Source organism: Azohydromonas lata (assembly GCF_034427735.1).
Lineage (GTDB): Bacteria > Pseudomonadota > Gammaproteobacteria > Burkholderiales > Burkholderiaceae_C > Azohydromonas > Azohydromonas lata.
In genome coordinates, this window is the sequence record NZ_JAXOJX010000028.1 from 50,085 (window position 1) to 72,561 (window position 22,477).

At 70.7% G+C, this 22,477-nt stretch carries 21 protein-coding genes; 4 read left to right on the forward strand and 17 right to left on the reverse strand.

Annotated features, from left to right (window positions below; genetic code table 11):
* Positions 1-23: 23 nt before the first annotated feature.
* From SM757_RS17235 to SM757_RS17270, 8 genes are all read right to left on the reverse strand, one after another.
* Positions 24-830, reverse strand: a complete 807-nt coding sequence (locus tag SM757_RS17235; RefSeq protein ID WP_322466427.1) for a sugar phosphate isomerase/epimerase family protein — start codon at positions 828-830, stop codon at positions 24-26.
* A gap of 47 nt (positions 831-877) precedes the next feature.
* Positions 878-2,158, reverse strand: coding sequence for a TRAP transporter large permease subunit (locus tag SM757_RS17240; RefSeq protein ID WP_322466428.1), 1,281 nt, complete (start codon positions 2,156-2,158; stop codon positions 878-880).
* A gap of 14 nt (positions 2,159-2,172) precedes the next feature.
* On the reverse strand, positions 2,173-2,724 hold the full coding sequence (locus SM757_RS17245) for a TRAP transporter small permease (RefSeq protein WP_322466429.1): 552 nt from the start codon (positions 2,722-2,724) through the stop codon (positions 2,173-2,175).
* A 113-nt stretch (positions 2,725-2,837) separates the two neighbouring features.
* Positions 2,838-3,452: an NIPSNAP family protein gene (locus tag SM757_RS17250; RefSeq protein ID WP_322466430.1), complete on the reverse strand. Its 615-nt coding sequence runs from the start codon at positions 3,450-3,452 to the stop codon at positions 2,838-2,840.
* Positions 3,453-3,528: 76 nt separating this feature from the next.
* Positions 3,529-5,298, reverse strand: a complete 1,770-nt coding sequence (locus SM757_RS17255) for an FAD-dependent oxidoreductase (RefSeq protein WP_322466456.1) — start codon at positions 5,296-5,298, stop codon at positions 3,529-3,531.
* 47 nt (positions 5,299-5,345) lie between these two features.
* A complete protein-coding gene (locus SM757_RS17260; protein ID WP_322466431.1) occupies positions 5,346-6,158 on the reverse strand; it encodes a shikimate dehydrogenase family protein in 813 nt (270 codons plus the stop codon).
* A 30-nt stretch (positions 6,159-6,188) separates the two neighbouring features.
* A complete protein-coding gene (locus tag SM757_RS17265) occupies positions 6,189-7,955 on the reverse strand; it encodes an FAD-dependent oxidoreductase (RefSeq protein WP_322466432.1) in 1,767 nt (588 codons plus the stop codon).
* Between the two features lie 10 nt (positions 7,956-7,965).
* Positions 7,966-8,982, reverse strand: a complete 1,017-nt coding sequence (locus SM757_RS17270; protein WP_066335396.1) for a TRAP transporter substrate-binding protein — start codon at positions 8,980-8,982, stop codon at positions 7,966-7,968.
* A gap of 219 nt (positions 8,983-9,201) precedes the next feature.
* Here SM757_RS17270 and SM757_RS17275 point away from each other — a divergent pair, with 219 nt between their 5' ends.
* Positions 9,202-9,852, forward strand: a complete 651-nt coding sequence (locus SM757_RS17275; RefSeq protein WP_066335393.1) for a TetR/AcrR family transcriptional regulator — start codon at positions 9,202-9,204, stop codon at positions 9,850-9,852.
* A gap of 6 nt (positions 9,853-9,858) precedes the next feature.
* On the opposite strand, the gene SM757_RS17280 is transcribed toward SM757_RS17275, so the two are convergent.
* The 9 genes from SM757_RS17280 to SM757_RS17320 form a co-directional block, all read right to left on the reverse strand.
* A complete protein-coding gene (locus SM757_RS17280) occupies positions 9,859-10,254 on the reverse strand; it encodes a GNAT family N-acetyltransferase (RefSeq protein ID WP_322466433.1) in 396 nt (131 codons plus the stop codon).
* A 134-nt stretch (positions 10,255-10,388) separates the two neighbouring features.
* Positions 10,389-11,300 carry an alpha/beta hydrolase gene (locus SM757_RS17285; RefSeq protein WP_322466457.1) on the reverse strand — a complete coding sequence of 304 codons (912 nt, stop codon included), beginning with the start codon at positions 11,298-11,300 and terminating at the stop codon, positions 10,389-10,391.
* A gap of 215 nt (positions 11,301-11,515) precedes the next feature.
* Positions 11,516-12,832 carry an isocitrate lyase gene (gene aceA / locus SM757_RS17290; RefSeq protein ID WP_066335389.1) on the reverse strand — a complete coding sequence of 439 codons (1,317 nt, stop codon included), beginning with the start codon at positions 12,830-12,832 and terminating at the stop codon, positions 11,516-11,518.
* A gap of 296 nt (positions 12,833-13,128) precedes the next feature.
* A complete protein-coding gene (locus SM757_RS17295; protein ID WP_322466434.1) occupies positions 13,129-14,124 on the reverse strand; it encodes a vWA domain-containing protein in 996 nt (331 codons plus the stop codon).
* Positions 14,121-14,723 (reverse strand): hypothetical protein, encoded by a 603-nt coding sequence (locus SM757_RS17300; protein WP_322466435.1) that lies wholly within the window; start codon positions 14,721-14,723, stop codon positions 14,121-14,123. The genes SM757_RS17295 and SM757_RS17300 overlap by 4 nt, the downstream gene beginning before the upstream one ends.
* Positions 14,696-15,727 (reverse strand): vWA domain-containing protein, encoded by a 1,032-nt coding sequence (locus SM757_RS17305; protein WP_322466436.1) that lies wholly within the window; start codon positions 15,725-15,727, stop codon positions 14,696-14,698. Before SM757_RS17305 ends, SM757_RS17300 begins: the two co-directional genes overlap by 28 nt.
* Positions 15,724-16,671, reverse strand: a complete 948-nt coding sequence (locus tag SM757_RS17310) for a hypothetical protein (RefSeq protein ID WP_322466437.1) — start codon at positions 16,669-16,671, stop codon at positions 15,724-15,726. Before SM757_RS17310 ends, SM757_RS17305 begins: the two co-directional genes overlap by 4 nt.
* A gap of 43 nt (positions 16,672-16,714) precedes the next feature.
* Positions 16,715-17,572, reverse strand: coding sequence for a DUF58 domain-containing protein (locus SM757_RS17315; protein WP_322466438.1), 858 nt, complete (start codon positions 17,570-17,572; stop codon positions 16,715-16,717).
* A 21-nt stretch (positions 17,573-17,593) separates the two neighbouring features.
* On the reverse strand, positions 17,594-18,625 hold the full coding sequence (locus SM757_RS17320; protein ID WP_322466439.1) for an AAA family ATPase: 1,032 nt from the start codon (positions 18,623-18,625) through the stop codon (positions 17,594-17,596).
* A 300-nt stretch (positions 18,626-18,925) separates the two neighbouring features.
* Between SM757_RS17320 and SM757_RS17325 the strand changes: the two genes are divergently transcribed.
* The 3 genes from SM757_RS17325 (at position 18,926) to SM757_RS17335 (ending at position 22,470) form a co-directional block, all read left to right on the forward strand.
* Entirely contained in the window at positions 18,926-20,254 is a 1,329-nt protein-coding gene (locus tag SM757_RS17325) for an aspartate aminotransferase family protein (protein WP_322466440.1), read from the forward strand.
* A gap of 73 nt (positions 20,255-20,327) precedes the next feature.
* Positions 20,328-21,098, forward strand: a complete 771-nt coding sequence (locus SM757_RS17330; protein WP_322466441.1) for a gamma-glutamyl-gamma-aminobutyrate hydrolase family protein — start codon at positions 20,328-20,330, stop codon at positions 21,096-21,098.
* Positions 21,099-21,102: 4 nt separating this feature from the next.
* Positions 21,103-22,470: a glutamine synthetase family protein gene (locus SM757_RS17335; RefSeq protein WP_066335367.1), complete on the forward strand. Its 1,368-nt coding sequence runs from the start codon at positions 21,103-21,105 to the stop codon at positions 22,468-22,470.
* Positions 22,471-22,477: the final 7 nt, after the last annotated feature.

Genomic DNA, 22,477 nt, shown 5'->3' on the forward strand with positions numbered 1-22,477 from the left:
GGCGCGCCCTCGCGCCGCACCCGTCAGCCCAGCAGGCGCAGCGTGGCGTCGCGCGCCTGCCGCGCCCAGCCCAGGGCGCCGGCCTGCGGCGCGCGGACGTGGTGCGGAATCTCCACGCTCAGCGGCAGCTCCGGCGGCAGCACGGACAACAGCGCCGGGAGGTCGATGCCACCCTCGCCGGGCAGCAGCCGCTCGCAGCGGGCGGTGTGAATCAGGCCCTCCACCGTGCTGGGCACTTGCGCCGGCGCGTCGCACACCTGCGCGTAGTGCAGCAGCTCGCGGGGCAAGGCCGCGACTTGCGGCAGCGGGCTGTCCGAGCGCGCCCAATGCAGCGCATCGACCAGGATGCCCGCATGGGCCGGCCGCCCGGCGTCCACCACCAGCCGCAGCGCGCTGGCCACGTCGGGCACCGCGGTCCAGGGCATGAACTCGATGCTCGGGTGCAGGCCGAAGGGCCGTGCCAGCTCGCACAGCGCGGCGAAGGATTGGGCCAGGCGCGCCGGCTCGGGGTCGTCGCCGCCTACCAGGATGGTGTGCGCGCCCAGCTCCGCCCCCACCTCGCAAAAGCGCTGGTAGGCCCGTACGTCGAAGTCCGCACCCAGGCGCACGATTTCCAGGTCGAACAGGCGCACGCCGGTGTCGTCCAGACGCCTGCGCGTTTCTCGTAGCAGCGCGGGATCGTCCATCAGCGGGTAGGCCAGGCCGCCGGGCGAGGAAGGCAGCAGCCGTATGCCGGCGTGCGTGTAGCCGGCGGCGGCCGCGGTTTCCACCACCTGCGGCGGCGGAAGCTCCAGCACGGTGAGATGGGCCAGGGACAGGGGACGGTTCATGCGAATCACTCCGTTCATGACTTCAAGGGAGCTTGGGAGCGTGGAAATCAGTTCGCCAGCCAGCGCGCCGGGACGAGGACGAGCGAGGGAAACAGCACCATCAGGAACATGACGATGAACTGCGCGGCCATGAAGGGCAGCACGCCGCGGGTGACCTCGTCCATCTTCATGCGGCCCACGCCGGCCACGACGTTGAGCACCGTGCCCACGGGCGGCGTGATCAGGCCGATGGCGTTGTTGATGATGAACAGCACACCGAAGTAGACGGGGTCGATCCCGGCCTGCTTGACCACCGGCATCAGCACGGGCGTGAGGATCAGGATGGTGGGCGTCATGTCCATGGCCGTGCCCACGGCCATCACCAGCAGCATGATGGCGATGAGCAGCAGCGTCTGGTTGCCCATGAAGGGCTCCAGAAGTTGAATCATCTGGCTGGGGATGTCGGCGACCGTAATGAGCCAGGCGCTGACCATGGCCGCGGCCACCAGGAACATGATCACGGCCGTGGTCTTGGCGGCGCTCACGAACACCTCGTAAAGCTGCCTGACGCTCATCTCGCGGTAGATGAGCATGGACACCAGCAGCGCGTAGACGGCGGCCACCACGGCGGCCTCGGTGGGCGTGAACACGCCCATCTTCAGGCCCACGATCACGATCACCGGCAGCCCAAGCGCCCACAGCGATTCGCGCAGTGCCGCAAGCTGCTCCTTGAAGCTGGCCTTGGGCGGGGGCTGGATGTTCTCGCGCTTGGCCACGAAGTACCAGGCGATGGCGATGGACGCACCCATCAGGATGCCCGGGACGATGCCGGCCAGGAACAGCTTGGAAATCGACACGTTGGCCGCCACGCCGAAGATCACGAAGCCGATGGACGGCGGAATGACGGGCGCGATGATGCCGGCCGAGGCGATGAGGCCACCGCTCTTGGCCTTGTCATGGCCCGCGCGGACCATCATGGGCAGCAGCAGCGCCGCCAGCGCCGCCGTGTCGGCCACCGCCGAGCCCGACAGCGCCGCCAGCATGCACGCCGCCAGGATGGCCACGAAGCCCAGGCCGCCGCGCTTGTGGCCCACGAGGGTGAGCGCGAGCTTGACGATGCGGCTGGAGAGGCCGCCCACGTTCATGATCTCGCCGGCCAGCATGAAGAAGGGCACGGCCAGCAGCGGGAAGGAATCGGCGCCGTTGATCACGTTCTGCGCCAGGATCTGCGCGTCGAACATGTCCAAGTGCCACATCAGCGCGACACCCGACACCAGCAGCGAGTACGCGATGGGAATGCCCAGCGCCATGGCGCCCAGCAGCGAGCCCAGGAAGATGAAGACGGTCATGGTGGTCCTCCCCTTCAGACCTTGGCCGGCTGGCCCAAGTGCAGGTCCTGCACCTGCGCCAGGTCTTCGGATTCCTGCACCGCGATGAGCTCCTCGTCGGCCATGCGGCCGCTGAGCAGCCGCCACAGGCCGTGCAGCAGCAACAGCCCGCCCAACAGCGCGAAGACGGCGCCGCTGGCATAGAACACCGCCATGGACGTGCCGGTCACGGGCGCAACCACGTCCAGGTTGATGCCCACCTGCGTGACGGCCCCGCTCCACAGCAGCCAGGTGACGTAGAGCATGGCCAGGTGCGACAGCAACAGGCAGCCCTTGCGGCCCAAGGGCCCCAGGCGCGACACGAGCATGTCCGAGCCCAGGTGGCCGCGCTCATGGATGGCGACCACGGCGCCCAGGAAGGTCAGCCACACGAAAAGCCAGCGCGAGAGCTCCTCGCTCACGGTGATGCCGGAGTCGAAGGCGTAGCGCAGCACCACGTTGCCGAACACCAGCAACACCATCAGCGCCAGGCCCAGGGCCAGCAGCGCTTCGAGCAGCCGGCAGCCGCCGGCAATCAGTCGGTTCACGGGAATGTCTCCTTTGGGGGCTTGGGTCGCCGCCTTGCACCGCGGCGCGGGTGGCGCCGTCTGGCCGGCGCCGGCGGTCTGTCCAGGGGCGGCGCGCGGGCCGCCCGGGGGAATCACTTCAAGGGCGAGATGGCCGTGGGCAGGAAGATCTGCGACTGCATCTGGGAGGTCAGCCACTGCGGCCCGCCCTTGGGCGGCCACACGCCCTGCTGGACCGCGGCGGCGCGGGCGGCCGAGCGCTCGTTGAGGCTGGCCGCGGGCCAGAAGTGGGTGAAGCGCGGCGTGCCGTCCAGCGCGTACATGGCCAACAGGCAAGGCGAGATTTCGTTGCGCGCGGGCAGCGCGGCCTGCCAGGCGTCCAGCGTGGGCTGCAGGCCGCCGGTCTTGTACTGGTAGGTGCGCACCTCGTAGATGGGCCCGTAGCTGCCCGGCGCGGGCGGCTCCATCCAGGGAAAGCCGGCGTAGCCGTGCATCTCCAGCCCGGTGAGCAGCTCACCGCAGTTGAACGGGTTGGAGGACAGCAGCGCGCGGCGGCGCTCGGCCAGCATCTCGGCCTCGTCGGCGAAGGCGCGCAGGACCAGCACCTGGTTGAGCGCGCCGATGTCGGAATACCAGCAGCCCAGCAGCCGGCCGCGCGCTTGCGGCGCCTGCACCCAGGCCTGTATGCCCTCGGTGGCTTGGGCGGTGGTGAAGAGGCGGGTCGTGAGGGTGGCGAGTTCGTAGAACATGGACAGGAGGCTCCGGTTGGAAGCGGGGGAAAAGCGGGTAAGAGCGGAGAAAAGCGTTGACTGGAAGGGCCTGCGCTCAGGCCGTGGCCATGGCGGGCGCCGCGGCGGGCTGCATGGCGGGCAAGTGCGCCGCGTCATGCGCCGCGATGAAGCCGAAGGTCATGGCCGGCCCCAGCGTGATGCCGCCGCTGGGGTAGTGCCCGCCCATCACGCTGGCCATGTCGTTGCCCGCGGCCCACAGGCCGGCGATGGCTTGGCCGTTGGCGTCCAGCACGCGGGCCGAGGCGTCGGTGCGCAGGCCGGCGAAAGTGCCCAGGCTGCCGGGGACGATGCGCACGGCATAGAACGGCCCCTGCTCCAGCGGCGCCACGCAGGGGTTGCCGGGCTGCTCGGCTTCGCCCTGCACGCGGTTGTAGGGCGTGCCGCCGCGGCCGAAGGCCGTGTCGCGCCCCTGCCGCGCCTCGGCGTTGAACTGCCCGACGGTGGCCTGCAAGGCGTCGGCCGCGATGCCGCAGGCCTGGGCAAGCTCGCGCAGGTCGCGCCCGCGGCGCAGGTAGCCGCTGCGCAAGTGCGTGCCCAGCGGCACGGGCGCGGGGCGCACGCGGCCCAGGCCGTAGCGGCGTATGAAGCGGTGGTCGCACAGCAGCCAGGCCTGCGGCACCTCGCCGGCCGGCGTGGCGCGCACCAGGGCACTGGTGAAGTCGTGGTAGCTGTCGGCCTCGTTGGTGAAGCGGCGGCCGTCGGCGCGCACGGCGATCAGCCCCGGCTTGGCGCGCTCCACCAGGTGCGGGAAGTGCTTCACACCGCCATCGCGCCCGGGCACCAGCGACACCGGCGCCCACGCGATGGGCGCGGCCAGCGAGCCGTCCACCACGCCGCCCGCGCCCTCACCCAGGCGCAGGCCGTCGCCGGTGTTGCACGGCGGCGCGGCCGACCAGTGCGCGGCCGCCAGCGTCGCATCGCCCAACAGCGCCGCGCGCCGCGCCGCGTCGTGCGGGAAGCCGCCGCAGGCCAGCACCACGCCGCGGCGCGACTGCACCCGCACCTCGCCCTGCGCCGTGCGCAGCACCGCGCCGGTGACGCGGCCGTCCTCGGTCAGCAGCCGCTGCACCGGGCTGGACACGCGCAACTGCACGCCGCGGTCCAGCGCCGATTTCAGCAAGCCGCCCACCAGCGCGTTGCCCGCCACCAGCCGCATGCCGCGGCGGTGCAGCAGCAGGTCTTTCACATGCGCGCCCACCCGGCGGGCGACGTAGCCGAAGGCGCTCCACGAGCGCATGGCGTTGAAGAAGTGCTTGAGCTCGCTGGCGGCGATGCCCATGCCCAGGAAGCTGATGAGCTCCAGCGGCGGGCGCAGGTAGGCCAGCGCCGGCCCAAGCGCGCGGGCGTCCAAGGGCGCCGCGCACACCGACCTTCCCCCGGTGGCGGCTCCTGCGCTCGTTCCATGAAAGTCGGGCACCCCATTGCCGTCGACGAAATCCAGCGCCGTGCTGCCGCGGAAGAACTCCACCATGCGCGGCCCGTGCTGCAGGAAGGCGTCGATGCGCGCCTCGTCGTACTGCGCGCCCAACTCGTGGCGCAGGTACTCGCGTGGCCCCTGCAGCGTTTCCCGGATGCCGGCCGCCACCGCCAGCGGGTTGCGCGGAATCCACATCCAGCCGCCGGACCAGGCCGTGGTGCCGCCCAACACCGGCTCCTTGTCCACCACCAGCACCTGCAGCCCCAGCGCGGCGGCGGTCACGGCGGTGGCAAGGCCGCCCGCGCCGGAGCCCACCACCAGCAGGTCGCAGCGGGTGGGCACGTCGCCGGCGCTGACGCTGCCGCGCGCCGTGGCGGCCAGCGGCATGGCGGGCACGTGGCGGCTGTCCAGCGATGACTTCACGGCCATGGCGCTCAGCCCTTGAGCGGCCCGTCGGCCAGCAGGAACTCCACCATCAGCGCGCACACGCCGGCAAACATGTCGGCGCCGACCTGCGTGCCGCAGCCCAGGCCGCGCGCGGCCTCGATCAGCGGCGTGACGGCCGGCTTGGTGATGACGTCGCCCACGAAGGTGGAGCGCTCCAGGCCGGACACATCGAAGGGAACGGGGTCCGTGGGCGACATGCCCACGGGCGTGGCGTTGATCACCAGGTCGAAGCCCCGCGGGTCGGCGCTGCCGGCCACGACGCGACCCGCGTGGCGCTGCGACAGCCGCGCCATCAGCGACTCGCGCCGCGCCGCGTCCGGCTCGTGGAGGGCCAGCGACTGCACCCCTGCCTCCAGCAAGGCCAGCGCGATGGCCGAGCCCGCCCCGCCGGCACCGGCCAGCAGGGCGCGGCGGCCCCGCGGCTCGCAGCCGTTGCGGCGCAGCGCGTGCACGTAGCCTTCGCCGTCGAAATGGTCGCCGTGCCAGGAACCGTCGGTATTGCGGCGCAGGATGTTGACGCCGCCCAGGAAGTGCGCGCGCTCGGTGGCCGTGGCGCAGAAGCGGTAGGCGTCCAGCTTGTGCGGGACGGTGACGATGACGCCGTCCAGGTTGCGCATGCACGCGGCGCCTTGCATGAAGGCGTCCAGGTCGGCCGTGGCCACGTGCACCGGCATGACGATGGCGTTGCGGCCCTGCGCCTGCAGCGTCTGCGTGACGCCGGCGGGCGATTTCACTTGGGCGATGGGGTCGCCGATGATGGCGACGACGCGCGTGGCGCCGTCGAGCTGGAAGTTGCTCATTGCGGTGAAGCCTCGTGGAGGGGTTGAAGGTCAGGCGGCTGCGGCGGTGGCCGGAGCGCGGGCGGGCCCGGCGCTTGAAGCGTGCGCACCGCCGCGGGCGCGGCCGGATGCGTGGCGCCCGGCCAGGTAGCCGAACACCAGGCCCGGGCCCAGCGTGATGCCGGGCGCCGCGTAGACGCCGCCGAAGGCCGAGTGCATGTCGTTGCCCACGGCATACAGGCCGGCGATGGGCTGCTGCCGCGCATCGAGCACGCGGGCCTGCGCGTCGGTGGCCCAGCCGGTGGCCGCGCCTATGTCGCCGGGATAGAGCTTCACGGCGTAGAACGGCGCCTCGCGCAGCGCTCCGATGTTGGGATTGGGCAGGCCCAGCGAGGCGTCGCCCATGTTGCGCGAGTAGTCGGTGCTGCCGCGCTTGAAGTCCTCGTCCACGCCGGTGTCTGCGTAGCGGTTGATGCGCTGCACGCTGTTCTGCAGCGCGTCGGCGGGCAGGCCCAGCCTGGCGGCGAGCTCGGCCAAGGTGGCGCCCTGCGTGAGGTAGCCGTCGTCCAGGTAGGGCTGCAAGCCCTGTCCGCCGGGCCGCACCATGCCCATGCCGTACTTCTTCAGCGCGCGGGCGTCGGCAATCAGGTAGGCCGGCACCGCGCCGGCACGCTGCATGGCGATGCCGAAGAGGTGGTAGCTGGTGCTCTCGTCCAGGAAGCGCCGGCCCTGGGCATCGACGGTGATCATCCCGGGCTTGGCGCGGTCCATCAGGAAATGCGGGAACACCGCCTGCGTGCCGTCGGCGCGCTTGCGCAGCGACACCGGGGCCCAGAACGCCGGGCTGAGCGCGCCCTCGCCGTAGCGGGCGCCCAGCGCGCTCACCAGCGCGTGGGCCTGGCCGGTGTGGCCGGGCGCGCCGGGGCACCAGGCGTCCTGCGTGCTCAGCAGTTGTGCCCGCAACGCCGGGTGGCGGTTGAAGCCGCCGCTGGCCAGCACCACGCCGCCGCGCACGGCCACGCGGCGGCGCTGGCCGCCCTGCTCCAGCGTGAGCGCGGCGATGGCGCCGTCCTCGCGGTGGAAAGCCGCCACCTGCGCCTGCATCGCCAGCTTGACGCCGGGTTGCTGCATCAACGAGTACAGCAGCCGAGCGCACAGCGCGTTGCCCATGAGCAGCCGCGTGCCGCGCGAGTGCGCCAGGCGGTCCCGCGCGTGGCGCGACAGGATGCGCAGGCTGTAGCGCAGCGACTTCAGCGACTTCCTCATCGCCAGCAGGTGCGGGATGTCGTTGCGGTCCACCATCATCCCGCCCAGCACGGTGAATTCCTGGATGGGTGCGCGCAACAGCTTGAAGTACGGCCCAAGCAGCCGCCCGTCGAAGGGCAGCGGCTCCAGCGCTCGGCCGCGCAGCGTGGAGCCCGGCAGTTGCGAGATGTAGTCCGGGTGCGTCGGGTAGGGCCTGAAGCGCACGTGCGAGTGCTGCTCGACGTGGGCCACGGCCTCGGGGCCGGCTTGCAGCAAGGCCTGACGCAGCGCACGCGGGGCGCGCTCGCCCACGGCGGCGTCCAGGTAGGTCTCGGCATCGCGCAGCGTGTCGGACGGGTTGACGGCCGCGCTGTGATGCGTGCCGGGCACCCAGGTCGTCCCGCCGGACAGCGCGCTCGTCCCGCCCACGTGCGCCGTGCGCTCCACCAGCAGCACGCGCGCCCCGTCCAGCGCCGCGCACAAGGCGGCCGACATGCCCGCGGCGCCCGCGCCCACCACCACCACGTCGAACGCTTCGCCCTCGGCCGGCGCCTGTGAGAGTTGGTACAGCATGGCCGGCTCCTTACTTCGCCGCGGCGCGGACTTTGTCCACCTCGGCCACCATCTCCTTGACCAGGTCCTCGCCCACGCTCTTGGCGTACTTGGCGAACACCGGGCGCGCCTTCTCGCGCATGCGGGCGACCTCGGCCGGCGCCACCTCGTTGACGGCCACGTGCTTCTTGAGCTCCTCCAGCGCCGCCGCGTTCTTCTGCCGCGACACCTTGCGCTCGTACAGCCCCGCCTCCACGGCCGCCTCCTGCAGCACCTTGCGCTCGTCGCCGCTGAGCTGGTCCCAGACCTTCTTGCTGAAGATCAGGAGCTGCGGGTTGTACATGTGGTTCGTGACCGAGTAGTACTTCTGCACCTCGTAGAACTTCTGCACGAGCATGGTGATGGGCGGGTTGGTCGCGCCGTCCATGGCCTTTTGCTCCAGCGCCGGGTACAGCTCCGGGAAAGGCAGCGGCGCGGCGTTGGCGCCCAGGGTGTTGAGCAGGTCCAGGTAGATGGGCGTCTGGATGACGCGCATCTTCAGGCCCTGCAAATCCTCCAGCTTCGTGATGGGCCGCTTGCTGTTGTGCATGTTGCGAAAGCCCAGCTCCCAGTACGCCAGGCCCACCAGCCCCTTGGGCGGCATGAGGTCCAGCAGCTTGCGGCCCACGGGGCCGTCCACCACCGCGTCGGCTTCCTGGTAGGTGGAGAACAGGAACGGCAGGTCGTAGATCGCCATTTCCTTGACGATGCCCTGCAGCAGGCTGGCGTTGGTGAGCGTGAATTCGATGGTGCCGCCCTGCACCGAGCTGAGCACCGGCACGTCGCCGCCCAAGGTGCCGCCGCCGAAGACCTTGACCTTCATGCGGCCCTCGCTCTTCCTGCCCACCAGCTCGGCGAATTTTTCTGCGCCGTCGTACTGCGCCGTGCCCTTGTCCACCACCAGGGCCAGCTTGAAGCTGCGTTCCTTGATATCGGCGGCCTGCGCCGCACCGGCCACGAGCAGCGAAGTCGCCGCCACGGCGGCCATGGTGTGGACCCACTTGAGCATGTCTGTCTCCTTCAGCGTCTTGATAAACCCGGAATTCCCGGCTCGGTGAAATCATAGTTCACCAAAACGGGAATAAAAAGACAGATGCGACCTCAGAAGCTCAGAGTTTTCCCGTAGAAGCGGCGCATCAACGCCTTAGATGGACAATTTAATTCTCTTTTTAGTGAATCAAGGAGGCCACTGCGCTGCCCTCACAATGCCGGGCAACCGAGTTCGCCCATGCCAGCAGCCAAGACCGCCACTGAACCCCGCACCCGCGATGCCGAGCGCTCGCGCCAAGCCATCCTCGACGCCGCGAGCGCCGCCTTCGCCGAGACCGGGCTGGGCGGCACGCGGCTGGAGCACGTGGCCGAGCGCGCGGGCGTGGACAAGAAGCTCATCTACTACTACTTCGAGAGCAAGGAAAAGCTGTTCCTGGCCGCGCTCGAAGAGGTCTACGCGGGCATACGCCGCGCCGAGGCACAGCTCAACCTGACGGCGCTGGACCCCGTCACGGCCATACGCCGGCTCATCGAGTTCACGTGGGAGTACCACCGCGCCCACCCGGAGTTCCTGGCGCTGATCAACAGCGAGAACCTGCACCGCGCGCGCCACCTGGCGCAGTCGCAGCGCATCCTGGAGCTGCACTCGCCGCTGATCGCCACGCTGGCCCAGGTGCTGGAGCGCGGCCGCGAGGACGGCGTGTTCCGCGGCGGCGTGGATCCGCACCAGCTCTACATCACCATCGCGGGCCTGAGCTACTACTACCAGTCCAACCGCTACACGCTGTCAGTCATCTTCGGCCGCGCAACCGACACGCCCAAGGCCATGCAGGAGCGGCTGTCGCACACGTGCGAGGTCGTGCTGGGCTATCTGCTGCGCGGCGGCTGACGCCGGCTACGCGCCCAGCGCGGGCGCCAGGGGCAGTGCCATTTCCTGGTGCGGAATGCCCGCCTCCATGAAGGCCTCGCCCCGCGGCTGGAACCCGGCCGCCAGATAAAAGCTCGCGGCCGACTGCTGCGCGTGCAGCACCACCTCGCGCGCGCCCTGGGCACGCGCCGCCTTCAGCAGGGCGTCCAGCAGCGCCTGGCCCACGCCCCGGCCGCGCTGCGAGGCCAGCACGGCCAGGCGGCCCAGCTTGAGCACACCGTCCGGCTGGGGCAACAGCCGGCCCGTGCCCAGCGCCTGCCCCGCGCCGTCGCGTGCCAGCACGTGGATGCAGCCGGCGTCGGCCGGGTCGCGTTCCAGGTTGGCCGGAATGCCCTGCTCCGCCACGAACACGGCGTGGCGCACAGTTTGGGCTGCCTCCCCCAGCGCTTGCCAGCTTCCGGTGAGTACCGTGATCTCGGTTTTTGGGAAATGTTGGTTTGGGAGAATCTTGTACGTTGCACAAAGCATGGCAATGAACTCCTGACCGGCCACGGCCCTCACGTGCGCCAGGCCTGGCGCAGCGCTTCGGCCACAACCTGCTGGGCCTGTGTAGCCTGTGGGATGGCACGGCCCATCTTGATGAAGTCGTGCGTGAGGCCGCGGTACAGCTCCAGCTCCACGGGCACGCCGGTGGCACGCATCTGGTCGGCATAGGCCACGCCCTCGTCCACCAGCGGATCGCACTCGGCCAGGATCACGCAGGCCGGTGCCACGCCGTCGGCGTCCGCCTCCAGCGGCGCGAAGCGCCAGTCGCGGCGGTGGTGGAAGTCGATGTAATGGTCGAAGAACCAGGTGATGGCTGCCGCGTCCAGCACGAAGCCGTTGGCAAAGAGCTTGTGGCTAGCCGTGTCGGCGTGGGCCGTGGTGCCGGGCGTGATCAAGACTTGCAGCGCCAGCGGCAAGCCCACGTCGCGCGCGTGCAGCGCGCACGCGGCCGTGAGCGTGCCCCCTGCACTGTCGCCGCCCACGGCCAGGCGGCTGCCGTCCAGGCCCAGCACAGCGTCGGCTTGGGTGGCCAGCCAGTGCATGGCGGCCCAGGCGTCGTCCACGGCGGTGGGAAAGCGGTGCTCGGGGGCGAGCCGGTAGTCCAGCGCCACCACTGCCCCGCCACTGCGCAGCGCCAGCTGGCGGCACAGGCTGTCGTGCGTTTCCAGGTTGCCGATGACGAAGCCGCCGCCGTGCAGGTACAGCAGCACCGGCAGCCGCTCATGCGACACCGCGTACAGCCGCGCCGGCAGCGCCGTGCCGTCGGCCGCGGGAATGGAGAAATCCTCGACCCGCGCCAGCGGCGCGCGCGGGGGCTCCAGCACCTCGGCGCGCAGCGTGTAGGCCGCGCGCGCCTCGGCCGGGGTCAAGGTGTGCAGCGGCGGGGTCTTCACGCGCGACATGCGCGAGAGCAGACCGGCCATCTGCGGCGTGAGAAGTGAATGGCTCAAGCGACGGGCCCTGAATGCGACGGGCGGCGAGTATGCCCGCGCACGCTTTCACGACCCCCAAAAGAAAAAGCCCACCGGCCTGATAGGACCGGTGGGCATCATGCGGCGGTTGTTGTCCGCCGCATGGACTCACTGTGCCGCCAGCCTGGTAAGGCCGGCAGCCCGCACCCCCATGCGGGATCAGTGGATCAATGGAACTGTTCTTCCTCGGTGGAGCCCGTCAGCGCCTTGACGCTGGAGGAGCCGCCCTGGATGACCGTGGTCACGTCGTCGAAGTAGCCGGCGCCGACTTCCTGCTGGTGCGACACGAAGGTGTAGCCCTGCTCGCGAGCCTGGAACTCGGGCTCTTGCACCATGTTGACGTAGTGCTTCATGCCTTCGCCGCGGGCATAGGCGTGGGCGAACTGGAAGGTGTTGTACCAGTTGATGTGGATACCAGCCAGCGTGATGAACTGGTACTTGTAGCCCAGCGCGGACAGCTCTTCCTGGAAGGCGGCGATCTGCTTGTCGTCCAGGTTCTTCCTCCAGTTGAAGGAAGGCGAGCAGTTGTAGCTCAGCAGCTTGCCCGGGCAGGCGGCGTGCACGGCTTGGGCAAATTCGCGGGCGAAGCCGATGTCAGGCACGCCGGTTTCGCACCACACCAGGTCGGCGTAGGGAGCGTAGGCCACGCCACGGCTGATGGCCTGCTCCAGGCCGTTCTTCACGCGGTAGAAGCCTTCTTGCGTGCGCTCGCCGGTGACGAAGGGCTTGTCGTTGTCGTCGCAATCGCTGGTCAGCAGGTTGGCGGCTTCGGCATCGGTGCGGGCCAGCACGATGGTGGGCACGCCCATGACGTCAGCGGCGAAACGAGCGGCGATCAGCTTCTCGACGGCTTCGCGGGTCGGGACCAGCACCTTGCCGCCCATGTGGCCGCACTTCTTCACGGCGGCCAGCTGGTCTTCGAAGTGCACGCCGGCGGCGCCCGCGGAGATCATGTTCTTCATCAGCTCGAAGGCGTTGAGCACGCCACCGAAACCGGCTTCGGCATCCGCCACGATGGGCAGGAAGTAGTCCACGAAACCTTCGTCGCCGGGGTTGATGCCACGCGACCACTGGATTTCGTCAGCACGCTTGAACGTGTTGTTGATGCGGCGAACCATGGTGGGCACCGAGTCGTACGCGTACAGCGACTGGTCGGGGTACATGGTTTCGGAGGTGTTGCCGTCGGCGGCGACTTGCCAGCCCGACAGGTACACGGCTTCCAGGCCAGCCTTGGCCTGCTGCATGGCCTGGCCGGCCGTGATGGCGCCGAAGGCGTTCACGTAGCCCTTCTTGGCGCCGCCGTTGACCTTCTCCCACAGCTTCTCGGCACCCTGCTGAGCCAGCGTGTACTCGGGCTGCAGGCTGCCGCGCAGACGCACCACGTCAGCGGCGCTGTAGCCACGCTTCACGAGCTTCCAACGGGGGTTCTCGGCCCAATCCTTTTCCAGGGCGGCGATCTGCTGTTCGCGGGTCAGTTTGGTCATCGGTTACTCCTTCAGGGGGGTCAGTCAAAAGTGGCGAATCGATGGCTAAAGCCTAAAGGCGGAAATCCTCTGACAGAAGACTTATGTCTTATATAAGACAGAAAATTTTCTCCTTTCAAATCAACTACTTGTCTTTTTCATATCGCAATGCGGAATGAAATTTTCCGTAATGAGAAAAAATGCTGCAGCGCGAAAAGCTAAATTTTCATAATGCGGAATTGGATTTTTCAAAGTGCGAAGGAACGCCATTCGCAATGCCGGTTAACCCTCGCCTTCCTGCGAAACAGGGAGCGTGCTCAACCAGCCGCCCGCGCGCGGCGTCCGTGCCGCAGCGCCAGCAGGGCCAAGGCCAGCAGCGCGAGCACGGGGCGCAGGGATTCGGCATGGCGCTGCGGCTGCGCCAGCGCCGGGTCGCGCAGCAGCGGCAGCATCTGACCGGCGGACTGCAGCCGCGCGTAGCGCAGCCCCGTTTCCTGGGCCAGGCGGCGCAGGTAGGGCTCGCGCAGGGAAGACAGGTGTTCCCGCCCCGGCGTGGCGCCCAAGTCCGGCGGCGGCGCCGCACCGCCGGCCTCTTCCACCATCTGCTCGCCCTGCACGCTGCCGCCGCGGCCACGGCTGTACGGATCGACCTGCGCCACCTCCTGTGCGCCCCAGGTGCCCAGCGGCCGCCCTTCCGGGTCGCTGCGCGGGATGGGTGCTAGCTGCAAGCCGCCCACGCCGATCAACCAGCCCGCGTCCTGGCCCGGCTCGACATCCATGGGCGGGCGGTAGCGCGGGTTGAGCGGCGGCGCCTCGTGCCCGTCGGTCACGAAGACGAGCGCCGGGCGCTGCGGCAGCGCCCGCACCAGGCGCAAGGCGCCGTTGAAACCCTTGGAGACTTCGCTGTTGCCGCTCCAGGCCATGCGGCCGTCCACGCGCGCCAGCGTGCCGCGCAGCTCCTGCAGGTGCTCGCACACCTCCAGCGGCGTGAGCAGCAGCACGCTGCGGTGCTCGGTGAAGACTCCCAGGCCCACGCGCGAGCCGCACGGCAACGCCCCGAGCGCCTCGTGCAGCGCCGCCTTGGCCAGCGCCAGGCGCGAGACGGTGCGGCCGTCGAGCTGCACGTCCGCCACGTCCATGCTCTGCGTGATGTCCAGCACCACCACCGCCTCCACCCGCGGCCGGGTCAGCGGCACGTGCACGTCCACCACTGCCAGCCCAAGCAGCAGCGCCGCCAAGGGCAAGGCGCGGCGCCCTCGCGCGGGCCACAGGCCGCGCAGCCTGTTGGCGAGGTTGGCCGGCGCGGGCTTCACGGCAAGCCCTGCGACACGCCACGCATGGTGGTGGCGGCCCGCTCGGCGTCGCGCGGCGCGGCGGCGGGCGCGGTTTCACCCTCGTCGGGGTCGGGCTGCAGGCGCTGCGCGCGCTCCAGGTTGTAGCGGGCGGCCCAATGTTGGGGATCGCGGCGCAGCAACTCGCGCAGGTTCTCCTTGGCCAGCTCGACCAGGGCGATGGCCTGTCCCGGCTGCGGGCCGCCGCGCAGCCGCTCGGCCTCGCGCAGCAAGGCGCTGGCGGCGTTGAAGCGCGCGGCCTGGCCCAGGGGCGTGTTCTCGGACTGCAAGGCGCGCCAGCCGTCCAGTGCGGCGTCGCCGTTGCCGCTGGCGGCCAGCTCGGCGGCGATGGCAAAGCGCACTTCCGGCGGCAGCGTTTCAGGCGAGCGCGCCGCCTGCTCGCCGGCCTGCACCTGGGCGCGGCCTTGCCGGATGGCCTCGTTCCACCGCTGCGCCCGCCACAGCGCCGCGGCGTCCCAGGCCAGCGCCGCGAGCACGGCTGCCAGCAGCGCCCACAGCAGGCGCCAGCGCACCTTGGGACGGCCCAGGCCGCTCAAGCCCAGCGAACGCGCTGCACGCATTGCGCCCCCCACAACAAAAGCACGGCGCCCAGCGCCACGCCCAGGAACCACGAGTCCAGCGGCCTGGGCGGCAACCGCTCTTCGAAACCGTTGGGCAGGTCGGCCAGGCGGCCCACGTCCTCCACCGCGCGCAGCAGCGCCGCCGGGTTGCCCACCTCGTAGGCGTGGTACTGCGGGCCCAGCGTGCCGAAGAAGCGGTGCAGGAACACCTCCGGCACGTTGTTGGCCGCCTCCGGGTCGCTGCCGGGCGGCGGCTCCAGCCCCGGGCTGCCGGCCGAGCGCAGGTAGAGCCAGTGCAGCGAGACGCGGTCGCGCCGCATGCGCTGCGTGATGCGCTCGCGCACGGCGGGCTCCAGGTGGTCGCCGCCGTCGGACACCAGCATCACGATGCGCGCGCCGGCAAAGGGGCGCTGCTCGAAGTAGTCCAGCGCCGCCAGCACGGCCTGGCCGATGTCGGTTTCACCCAGCCCGCGGCCCACGCCCCCGGCGGCGATGGCCGCCTGCACGGCCGCGGTGTGCGTGGTGAAACCCAGCACCGGCAGCGGCATGGTGCTGAAGGCCACCAGGCCGAAGCGGTCGTTGGCGCGCTGCGCCACGAAGTCCGACAGCACCTCCCGCGCCACGCGGCTCTTGGCCCGCCCGCGCCCGCCCTCGCCCGTGAGCCCCCCGCTGCGCGCCGACTCGCCCCCGCCGTTGCGCGTGCCGCCGAAGCCCTGGTCCATGCTCCCGCTGCGGTCCAGCAGCAGCACGATCTCCGCCCCCCGGCCCACGCGCTGCACCACGCGCTCCGGCTGGCGCGGGCCGGCCAGGGCGACCACCAGCGCGGCGATGGCGACGGAGGCCAGCAGCCGCAGCAGCAGCGCGACGGCTTCTCCCAGCCGGTCCGGCGGCAGCAGCGCCAGCGCACCGTGCAGCACGGGCATGTCGGCCGCGCGGCGCCAGGGCAGCAGCGCCAGCGGCAGAAGCAGCAGCCACCAGGGCTGATCGAGGCTGAAGGCCCTCATGCCGCCTCCCGCTCCAGCGCCCTCGCCCGCCGGCACAAGGTTTTCAACAGGGCGGCATCGGCTTGCACGGCCGCGTCGGCCGCGAAGAAGGCCTGGCGGGACAGCGCAAAGAAGCGCTCCAGATCAGGCCGCAGCGGTGCAAACGCGGGGCGGCGGGCCAGAAAGCCGTCCAGCCCCTGCACGAACAGCACTTCCCCATGGCTGCGGTTGAGCGCCAGGTGCAGCGCGGCGAGCGCCCGCCGCCATTCGTCCGGGCCGGCGTCGGCCGGCAGGCGGCGCAGCGCCCGCCAGGCGTCATCGAACGGCCGCTGGGGGCGCCGCCCCGGCCAGCCGAAGCGGCGCACCAGCAGCGCGCCCAGGAGCAGCACGGCGAGAAGAGCCTCGGCCATCACGCGGCCGCGCGTGGCCTCGGCGGCGATCAGCAGCGGCGGCACGTCCGGCTGCAGAGGTCCAAAACCGTTGCGATCCGGGGGCGGCTGCGGCACCAGCGGCGAGACCATCACGGGCACGGCGTCCAGCCTCACCTCTTGCGACCTCCCTCCTTCCTGGCTTGCCTTGAAGCGCAGCACCACGGGCGGCAGGTCCATGAGCTGGGGCGACGGCGGGGAACGCAGCACCTGATAGGTCAGGACAAGCTTGTATGTGTCGTGACGGGTCCACCAAGGCGGCGGCTGCCAGCGAGCCTCGCGCAGTTCCACGGACGCGCCGGGCCGCGTGGTGGGCAGCGAGGCGTCGTCCAGCCGCAGGCCGGGCGGCACGCTGAGCTCGGCATGGCGCTCGATCAGGTCGCCGCCCTGGTAGCCGTAGGTGCGCGGCGGGGATTCGTGGAGTTGGACGACTTGGGCGGCGGCTGGAGCGGCAACGGTGGACAGCACCAGCGTGAGCGCGAGGGCCGGAACGCCGCCCGGGACGCTATTGACGCAGGCCGCAAGCCGACCTGCCACGCCAACCATTTCGTCATTCCTGCGAAGGCGGGAACCCACGCCCTCACCCCTGCAGGAAATGCCGCGTGACCGCATCCGCATCGAATTCCCCTTCGATGAACAGCGGCCGCAGCCGCTCCCGGGCAAACATCTCACTGAGCGCCTCGCGCCGCTGCAGCGCCGCCTCTTCCCAGCGCCGGCGCAACGCTGGGCGCCACCACAGCAGGCGACGGGCACCGGTTTCGGCATCCACCAGCGGCAGCAGCCCGCTGCCGGCCTGCGGCACGAACTCGCGCTCGTCCCAGATCACCACCGGCACCACCCAGTGCGCGGCCAGGGCGGTGAACCAGCCGCGCAACTCCGGCAGCGGCACGTGAAAGTCCGAGGCCAGGAACACCAGCGCGCGGGCCCGGCCCAGGCTCGCGGCCACCTGCGCCAGCGCCCGGCTGCCGTACCCAACGGGCTGCAAGGCGCGCAGGGCGGCGGCCAGGGCCGGCGCGCGGCCGGCCTGGCGCGCGGGCGGCCAAATCAAATCGTCGCTGATGCGGTCGTCGCAGGCGGCGCAGCCCAGCGAGTCGCCCGCGCGCCAGGTGGACCAGGCCAGGCTGGCGGCGAAGTCGGCCAGCACGTCCAGCTTGCGCCGCGGCGCGCCAAAGGCCATGGAGCCGGAAACGTCGGCGACGAGCCACACCGTCTGCGCCCGCGGCAGGCTGTGTTGCCGCACCTGCCAGCGATGGAAGGGGTCGCGCAGCGAGGCCCGCAGATCCAGCCGCCGCGCATCCGGCGCGCGCAGCCAGTCCACATGGCCGCGGAATTCCATGCCCCCGTCCCCGCCCACGCTGCGGTGCGCCCCCGGCCGCAGCCCCTCGGCCGGCGCGGGCAGGCGGTAGAAAAACTCGGCCGGGGCTTCGTCCAGGGCCATCTCGACTCCCCAAGGGCCTTCTCAGGGCGCGGGCACCGATTGCAGGATGGCCGCCGTGAGCGCCGGCACCAGCGCCGCGCGGCGCAGCTCGTACACCGGCTGCAGCACCAGCCGGTGCGCCAGCACCTCGTGGAACACCGCCTGTATGTCTTCTGGGACAAGGTGGTCGCGCCCGTCCAGCCAGGCCGCCACGCGCGCGGCGCGCAGCAGCATGCTCATGCCACGCGGGCTGGCGCCGGCCAGCACCAGTTGCGAGGCGTCCAGCCCCAGCCCGGCGGGCAGCGCCACGCCGCTTTCCGACGGCTTTTCGCTCGCGCTCCACAGCGCCAGCGCGTAGCGGCGCAGCGCGGGCGATGCGTGTATGTGGCTTTGGATGGCGGCAGCCAGCGCGCCCAACTCCCGGTGCTGCACCAGGCCCGTGGGCAGCGTGTCCACCAGGGCGTCCGTGTCGTGGAAGCGCGGGTCGAAGACAAGCGCCTCGCGCTCGGCGGCGTCCGTGGGCGTCTCCAGCGTCACTTCCAGCAAGAAGCGGTCGCGCGCGGCCACGGCCAGCTCGAACGTCTCCTCGCGCTCGACGCGGTTGCGGTCGGCGAAGACCAGCAGGTGCGGCACATGGAACTCGCGGTTGAAGGCCGAGACGCTGCGCTCGGCCATGGCGCGCAGCAGCAGCGAGTGCACCTGCGGGCGGGCTCGGTTGATCTCGTTGAAGAAGAACACCGCCAGCTCCTCGCCGCGGGCGATGAGCGGCCCCGGGTCCACGGCCGGGCGCCCGTCGGCGGCGATGTGGGTGTGGTAGACGAGGTCGGCCGGCATCAGGTCCACCGTACCCTCCACCCGCGCGAAGGCGCCGCCCACCACGCGGGCGAAGGCGCGCAGCAGCGTGGTCTTGCCCACGCCCACGTCGCCCTGCAGCAGCACGTGGCCGCGCGCGAAGACGGCGACGTTGACCAGCCGGATCGCCCGCGCCTGCCCAACCACCACGCGCGCCACTTCGCGCTCCATCGCCAGCGCCAGCTCCCGCTGCGCCGCCAGCCAGCCCGTGTCTACTGCCATGGAACACTCCTGCCCGTTCCGACGGACGCCCTGGTGCCGCAAGGATGCCCGCGCAACCGCCCGTGGCCGGCCTGCGAAGGCGCAAGGCGCGCTTTGCCGCGGCCCCGCAGCACGGGAGTGTCCGACACGCACGCAGCGCGCACGCAGCGTCTCAGGGGAAACCATGGGTGGGACGGCCCACCCAGCCGTGCGCAGCCCCAGCCGCGGCAGGCCCGCGAACGCCGGATCGAGCGCCACCCCCTTGCCCAGGGCTAGACTGCAAGCGTCGCGGCTGCAACGGCCGTGCTGGTTGAGAAGCTCATGACGTCTGACCGCAGTACCGATACGCCCTCACTCGACGCCCACTGGATGCCCTTCACGGCCAACCGGCAGTTCAAGCAGGCCCCGCGCCTGCTGGCCCGCGCCGAAGGCATGCACTACTGGACGCAGGAAGGACGGCAGGTGCTGGACGGCGTGGCCGGGCTGTGGTGCGTGAACGCCGGGCATGCGCGGCCGCGCATCGTCCAGGCCATCGCGCAGCAGGCCTCGGTGCTGGACTACGCCCCACCCTTCCAGATGGGCCACCCCCAGGCCTTCGAGCTGGCCGAGGAGCTGGTCAAGCTGACCCCGCCGGGGCTGGACAAGGTGTTCTTCACCAACTCCGGCTCCGAGTCCGTGGAGACGGCGCTGAAGATGGCGCTGGCCTACCACCACGTGCGCGGCGAAGGCAGCCGCACCCGGCTCATAGGCCGCGAGCGCGGCTACCACGGGGTGAACTTCGGCGGCATCTCGGTGGGCGGCATCGTCGGCAACCGGAAACTCTTCGGCACGCTGCTTTCCGGCGTGGACCACATCCGCCACACGCACGACCCGGCGCGCAACGCCTTCAGCTTCGGCCAGCCCGCCCACGGCGCCGAGCTGGCCGACGACCTGGAGCGGCTGTGCGCGCTGCACGATGCCAGCACCATCGCCGCCGTCATCGTCGAGCCCGTGGCCGGCTCCACCGGCGTGCTGCTGCCCCCGCAGGGCTACCTGCAGCGGCTGCGCGCGATCTGCGACCGCCACGGCATCCTGCTGATCTTCGACGAGGTCATCACCGGCTTCGGCCGCACGGGTCAACCCTTCGCCGCCCAGACCTTTGGCGTGACGCCCGACCTCATGACCGTGGCCAAGGGCCTGACCAACGGCTGCGTGCCCATGGGCGCCGTCTTCGCCAAGAGCGCGATACACGACGCCTTCATGCGCGGCCCCGAGCAGGCCATCGAGTTCCCGCACGGCTACACCTACTCCGCCCACCCGCTGGCCTGCGCGGCGGCGCTGGCCACGCTGCAGACCTACGCGGAGGAAAACCTTCTCACCCGCGCCTCGGCGCTGCACGAGCACTTCGGCCGCGCGCTGCACGCCCTCCGGGGCCTGCCGCACGTGGTGGACGTGCGCAACATCGGCCTGGTCGGCGGCGTGGAGCTGGCCCCCCTGCCGGACGCGCCGGGCAAGCGCGCCTTCGACGTGTTCCTGGACTGCTGGGAGCAAGGCGTGCTCATCCGCACCACAGGCGACACCGTGGCGCTCTCGCCACCGCTCATCATCGAGAAGGCCCACATCGACCGCATCGTGGACACGCTGGCCGGTGCGCTGCGCCGCGCGGCGTGAGCCGCAACCCGGACGGCAGCGCCAGCCCATCCCGGACACCCGACACACCAACAGCCCCACCACCCGACAGCCCATGAAGACCACGCCCCCCGTCGTCCTCGTCCCGGCCTGCAACCGCGTGCTAGGCCAGCATGGGTTCCACGTGGCCGGCGCCAAGTACGTGGAGGCCGTGCGCCTGGCCGGCGCGCTGCCGCTGGTGGTGCCGGATGCGTCCGAAGCCGAACTGGACGCGCTGCTGGACCTGGCCGACGGAGTGCTGCTCACGGGCTCGCCCTCCAACGTCCATCCCAGCCATTTCGGCGAAGAGGTTCGCGACCCCGCGCTGCCGCTGGACCCCACGCGCGACGCCTGGACGCTGCCCTTCATCCCGCGCCTGCTGGAGCGCCGGCTGCCGCTGCTGGCCATCTGCCGCGGCGCGCAGGAGCTCAACGTCGCGTTGGGCGGCAGCCTGCACCAGGCCGTGCACACGCTGCCCGGCCACCTGGACCACCGCGGCCAGGGCGAGACGGCTGAATCCCTGTACGCGCCCGCCCACGAGGTGCACGTGCAGCCCGGCGGGCTGCTGGCGGACGTGGTGCGCGAGGGCACTTTCCGCGTCAACTCGGTGCACGGCCAGGCCGTCCACCGGCTGGCCCAGGGCTTGCGAGTGGAAGCACTCGCACCGGACGGGCTGGTCGAAGCCTTTTCATGGCCCGGCGCGGCGTTCGCGCTGGGCGTGCAGTGGCATCCGGAATGGCGGGCGCGGGACAACCCCGTGTCCCTGCAACTGCTTCGCGCCTTCGGGGCGGCCTGCGCAAGGCAGGCGACGCACCGCAACCAGTTCAAGCAACGACAGGAGGAGTGAGCCTATGGTGGAAAGAAAAGAGTTCACATACAGCGACCTGGAACAGTGGCTGGACCAGCACCGCGTCACCGAGATCGAGTGCCTGGTGCCGGACCTCACCGGCGTGGCGAGAGGAAAAATCCTCCCGCGCGAGAAGTTCACCGAGGACCGCGGGATGCGGCTCCCGGAAGTCGTGGTGGCCATGGGGGTGACGGGCGAGTTCCCCGAGGAAGGCCCCTACTACGACGTCATCACCCCCACCGACCGCGACATGCACCTGCGCCCCGACCCGGCCACGGTGCGCATCGTCCCCTGGGCCACCGACCCCACCGCGCAGGTCATCCACGACTGCTTCGACCGCGATGGCCGCATGATCCCCTTCGCCCCGCGCTCCGTGCTGCGCCGCGTGTGCGAGCTGTTCCAGTACGAAGGCATGGAGCCCGTGGTGGCGCCGGAGCTGGAGTTCTACCTGGTGGCGCGCAACACCGACCCCGACATGCCGCTCAAGCCGCCCATAGGCCGCAGCGGCCGCGCCGAGACCTCGCGCCAGGCCTACAGCATCGACGCCGTCAACGAGTTCGACCCGCTGTTCGAGGACGTCTACGACTACTGCGAAAAGATGGAGCTCAGCGTGGACACGCTGATCCACGAAATCGGCGCGGGCCAGATGGAAATCAACTTCTTCCACGGCCACCCCATGGCGCTGGCCGACGAGGTGTTCTTCTTCAAACGCACGGTGCGCGAGGCCGCCATGCGGCACGACATGTTCGCCACCTTCATGGCCAAACCCATTGCCGGCGAGCCCGGCAGCGCCATGCACATCCACCAGAGCATGCTGCGCAAGGACACGGGGCAGAACCTCTTCAGCAACCCCGACGGCAGCGCCAGCCGCGAGTTCTACTGGTACATCGGCGGGCTGCAGAAATACGTGCCCGCGGCCATGGCGCTGTTCGCGCCCTACGTCAACAGCTACCGACGCCTGGCGCGCTTCACGGCCGCGCCCATCAACATCCAGTGGGGCACGGACAACCGCACCGTGGGCATACGCTCGCCCGTGGCCCCGCCGGCCGCGCGCCGCGTGGAAAACCGCGTCGTGGGGGCCGATGCCAACCCGTATGTGGCGCTGGCGGCCACGCTGGCCTGCGGCTACCTGGGCATCAAGAACCGCATCGAGCCCACGCCGGAGTGCAAGGGCGACGCCTACCTGGGCGACTACGCCCTGCCGCGCAGCTTGGGCGAGGCGCTGGAGAAGCTGCGGGCCGAGACCGCGCTGGCCGAGGTGCTGGGCGAGAGCTTCATCACCGTCTACACCGAGGTGAAGGAAACCGAGTTCGCCGAGTTCATGAAGGTGATCTCGCCCTGGGAGCGCGAGCACCTGCTGCTGCACGTCTGATCAGAAA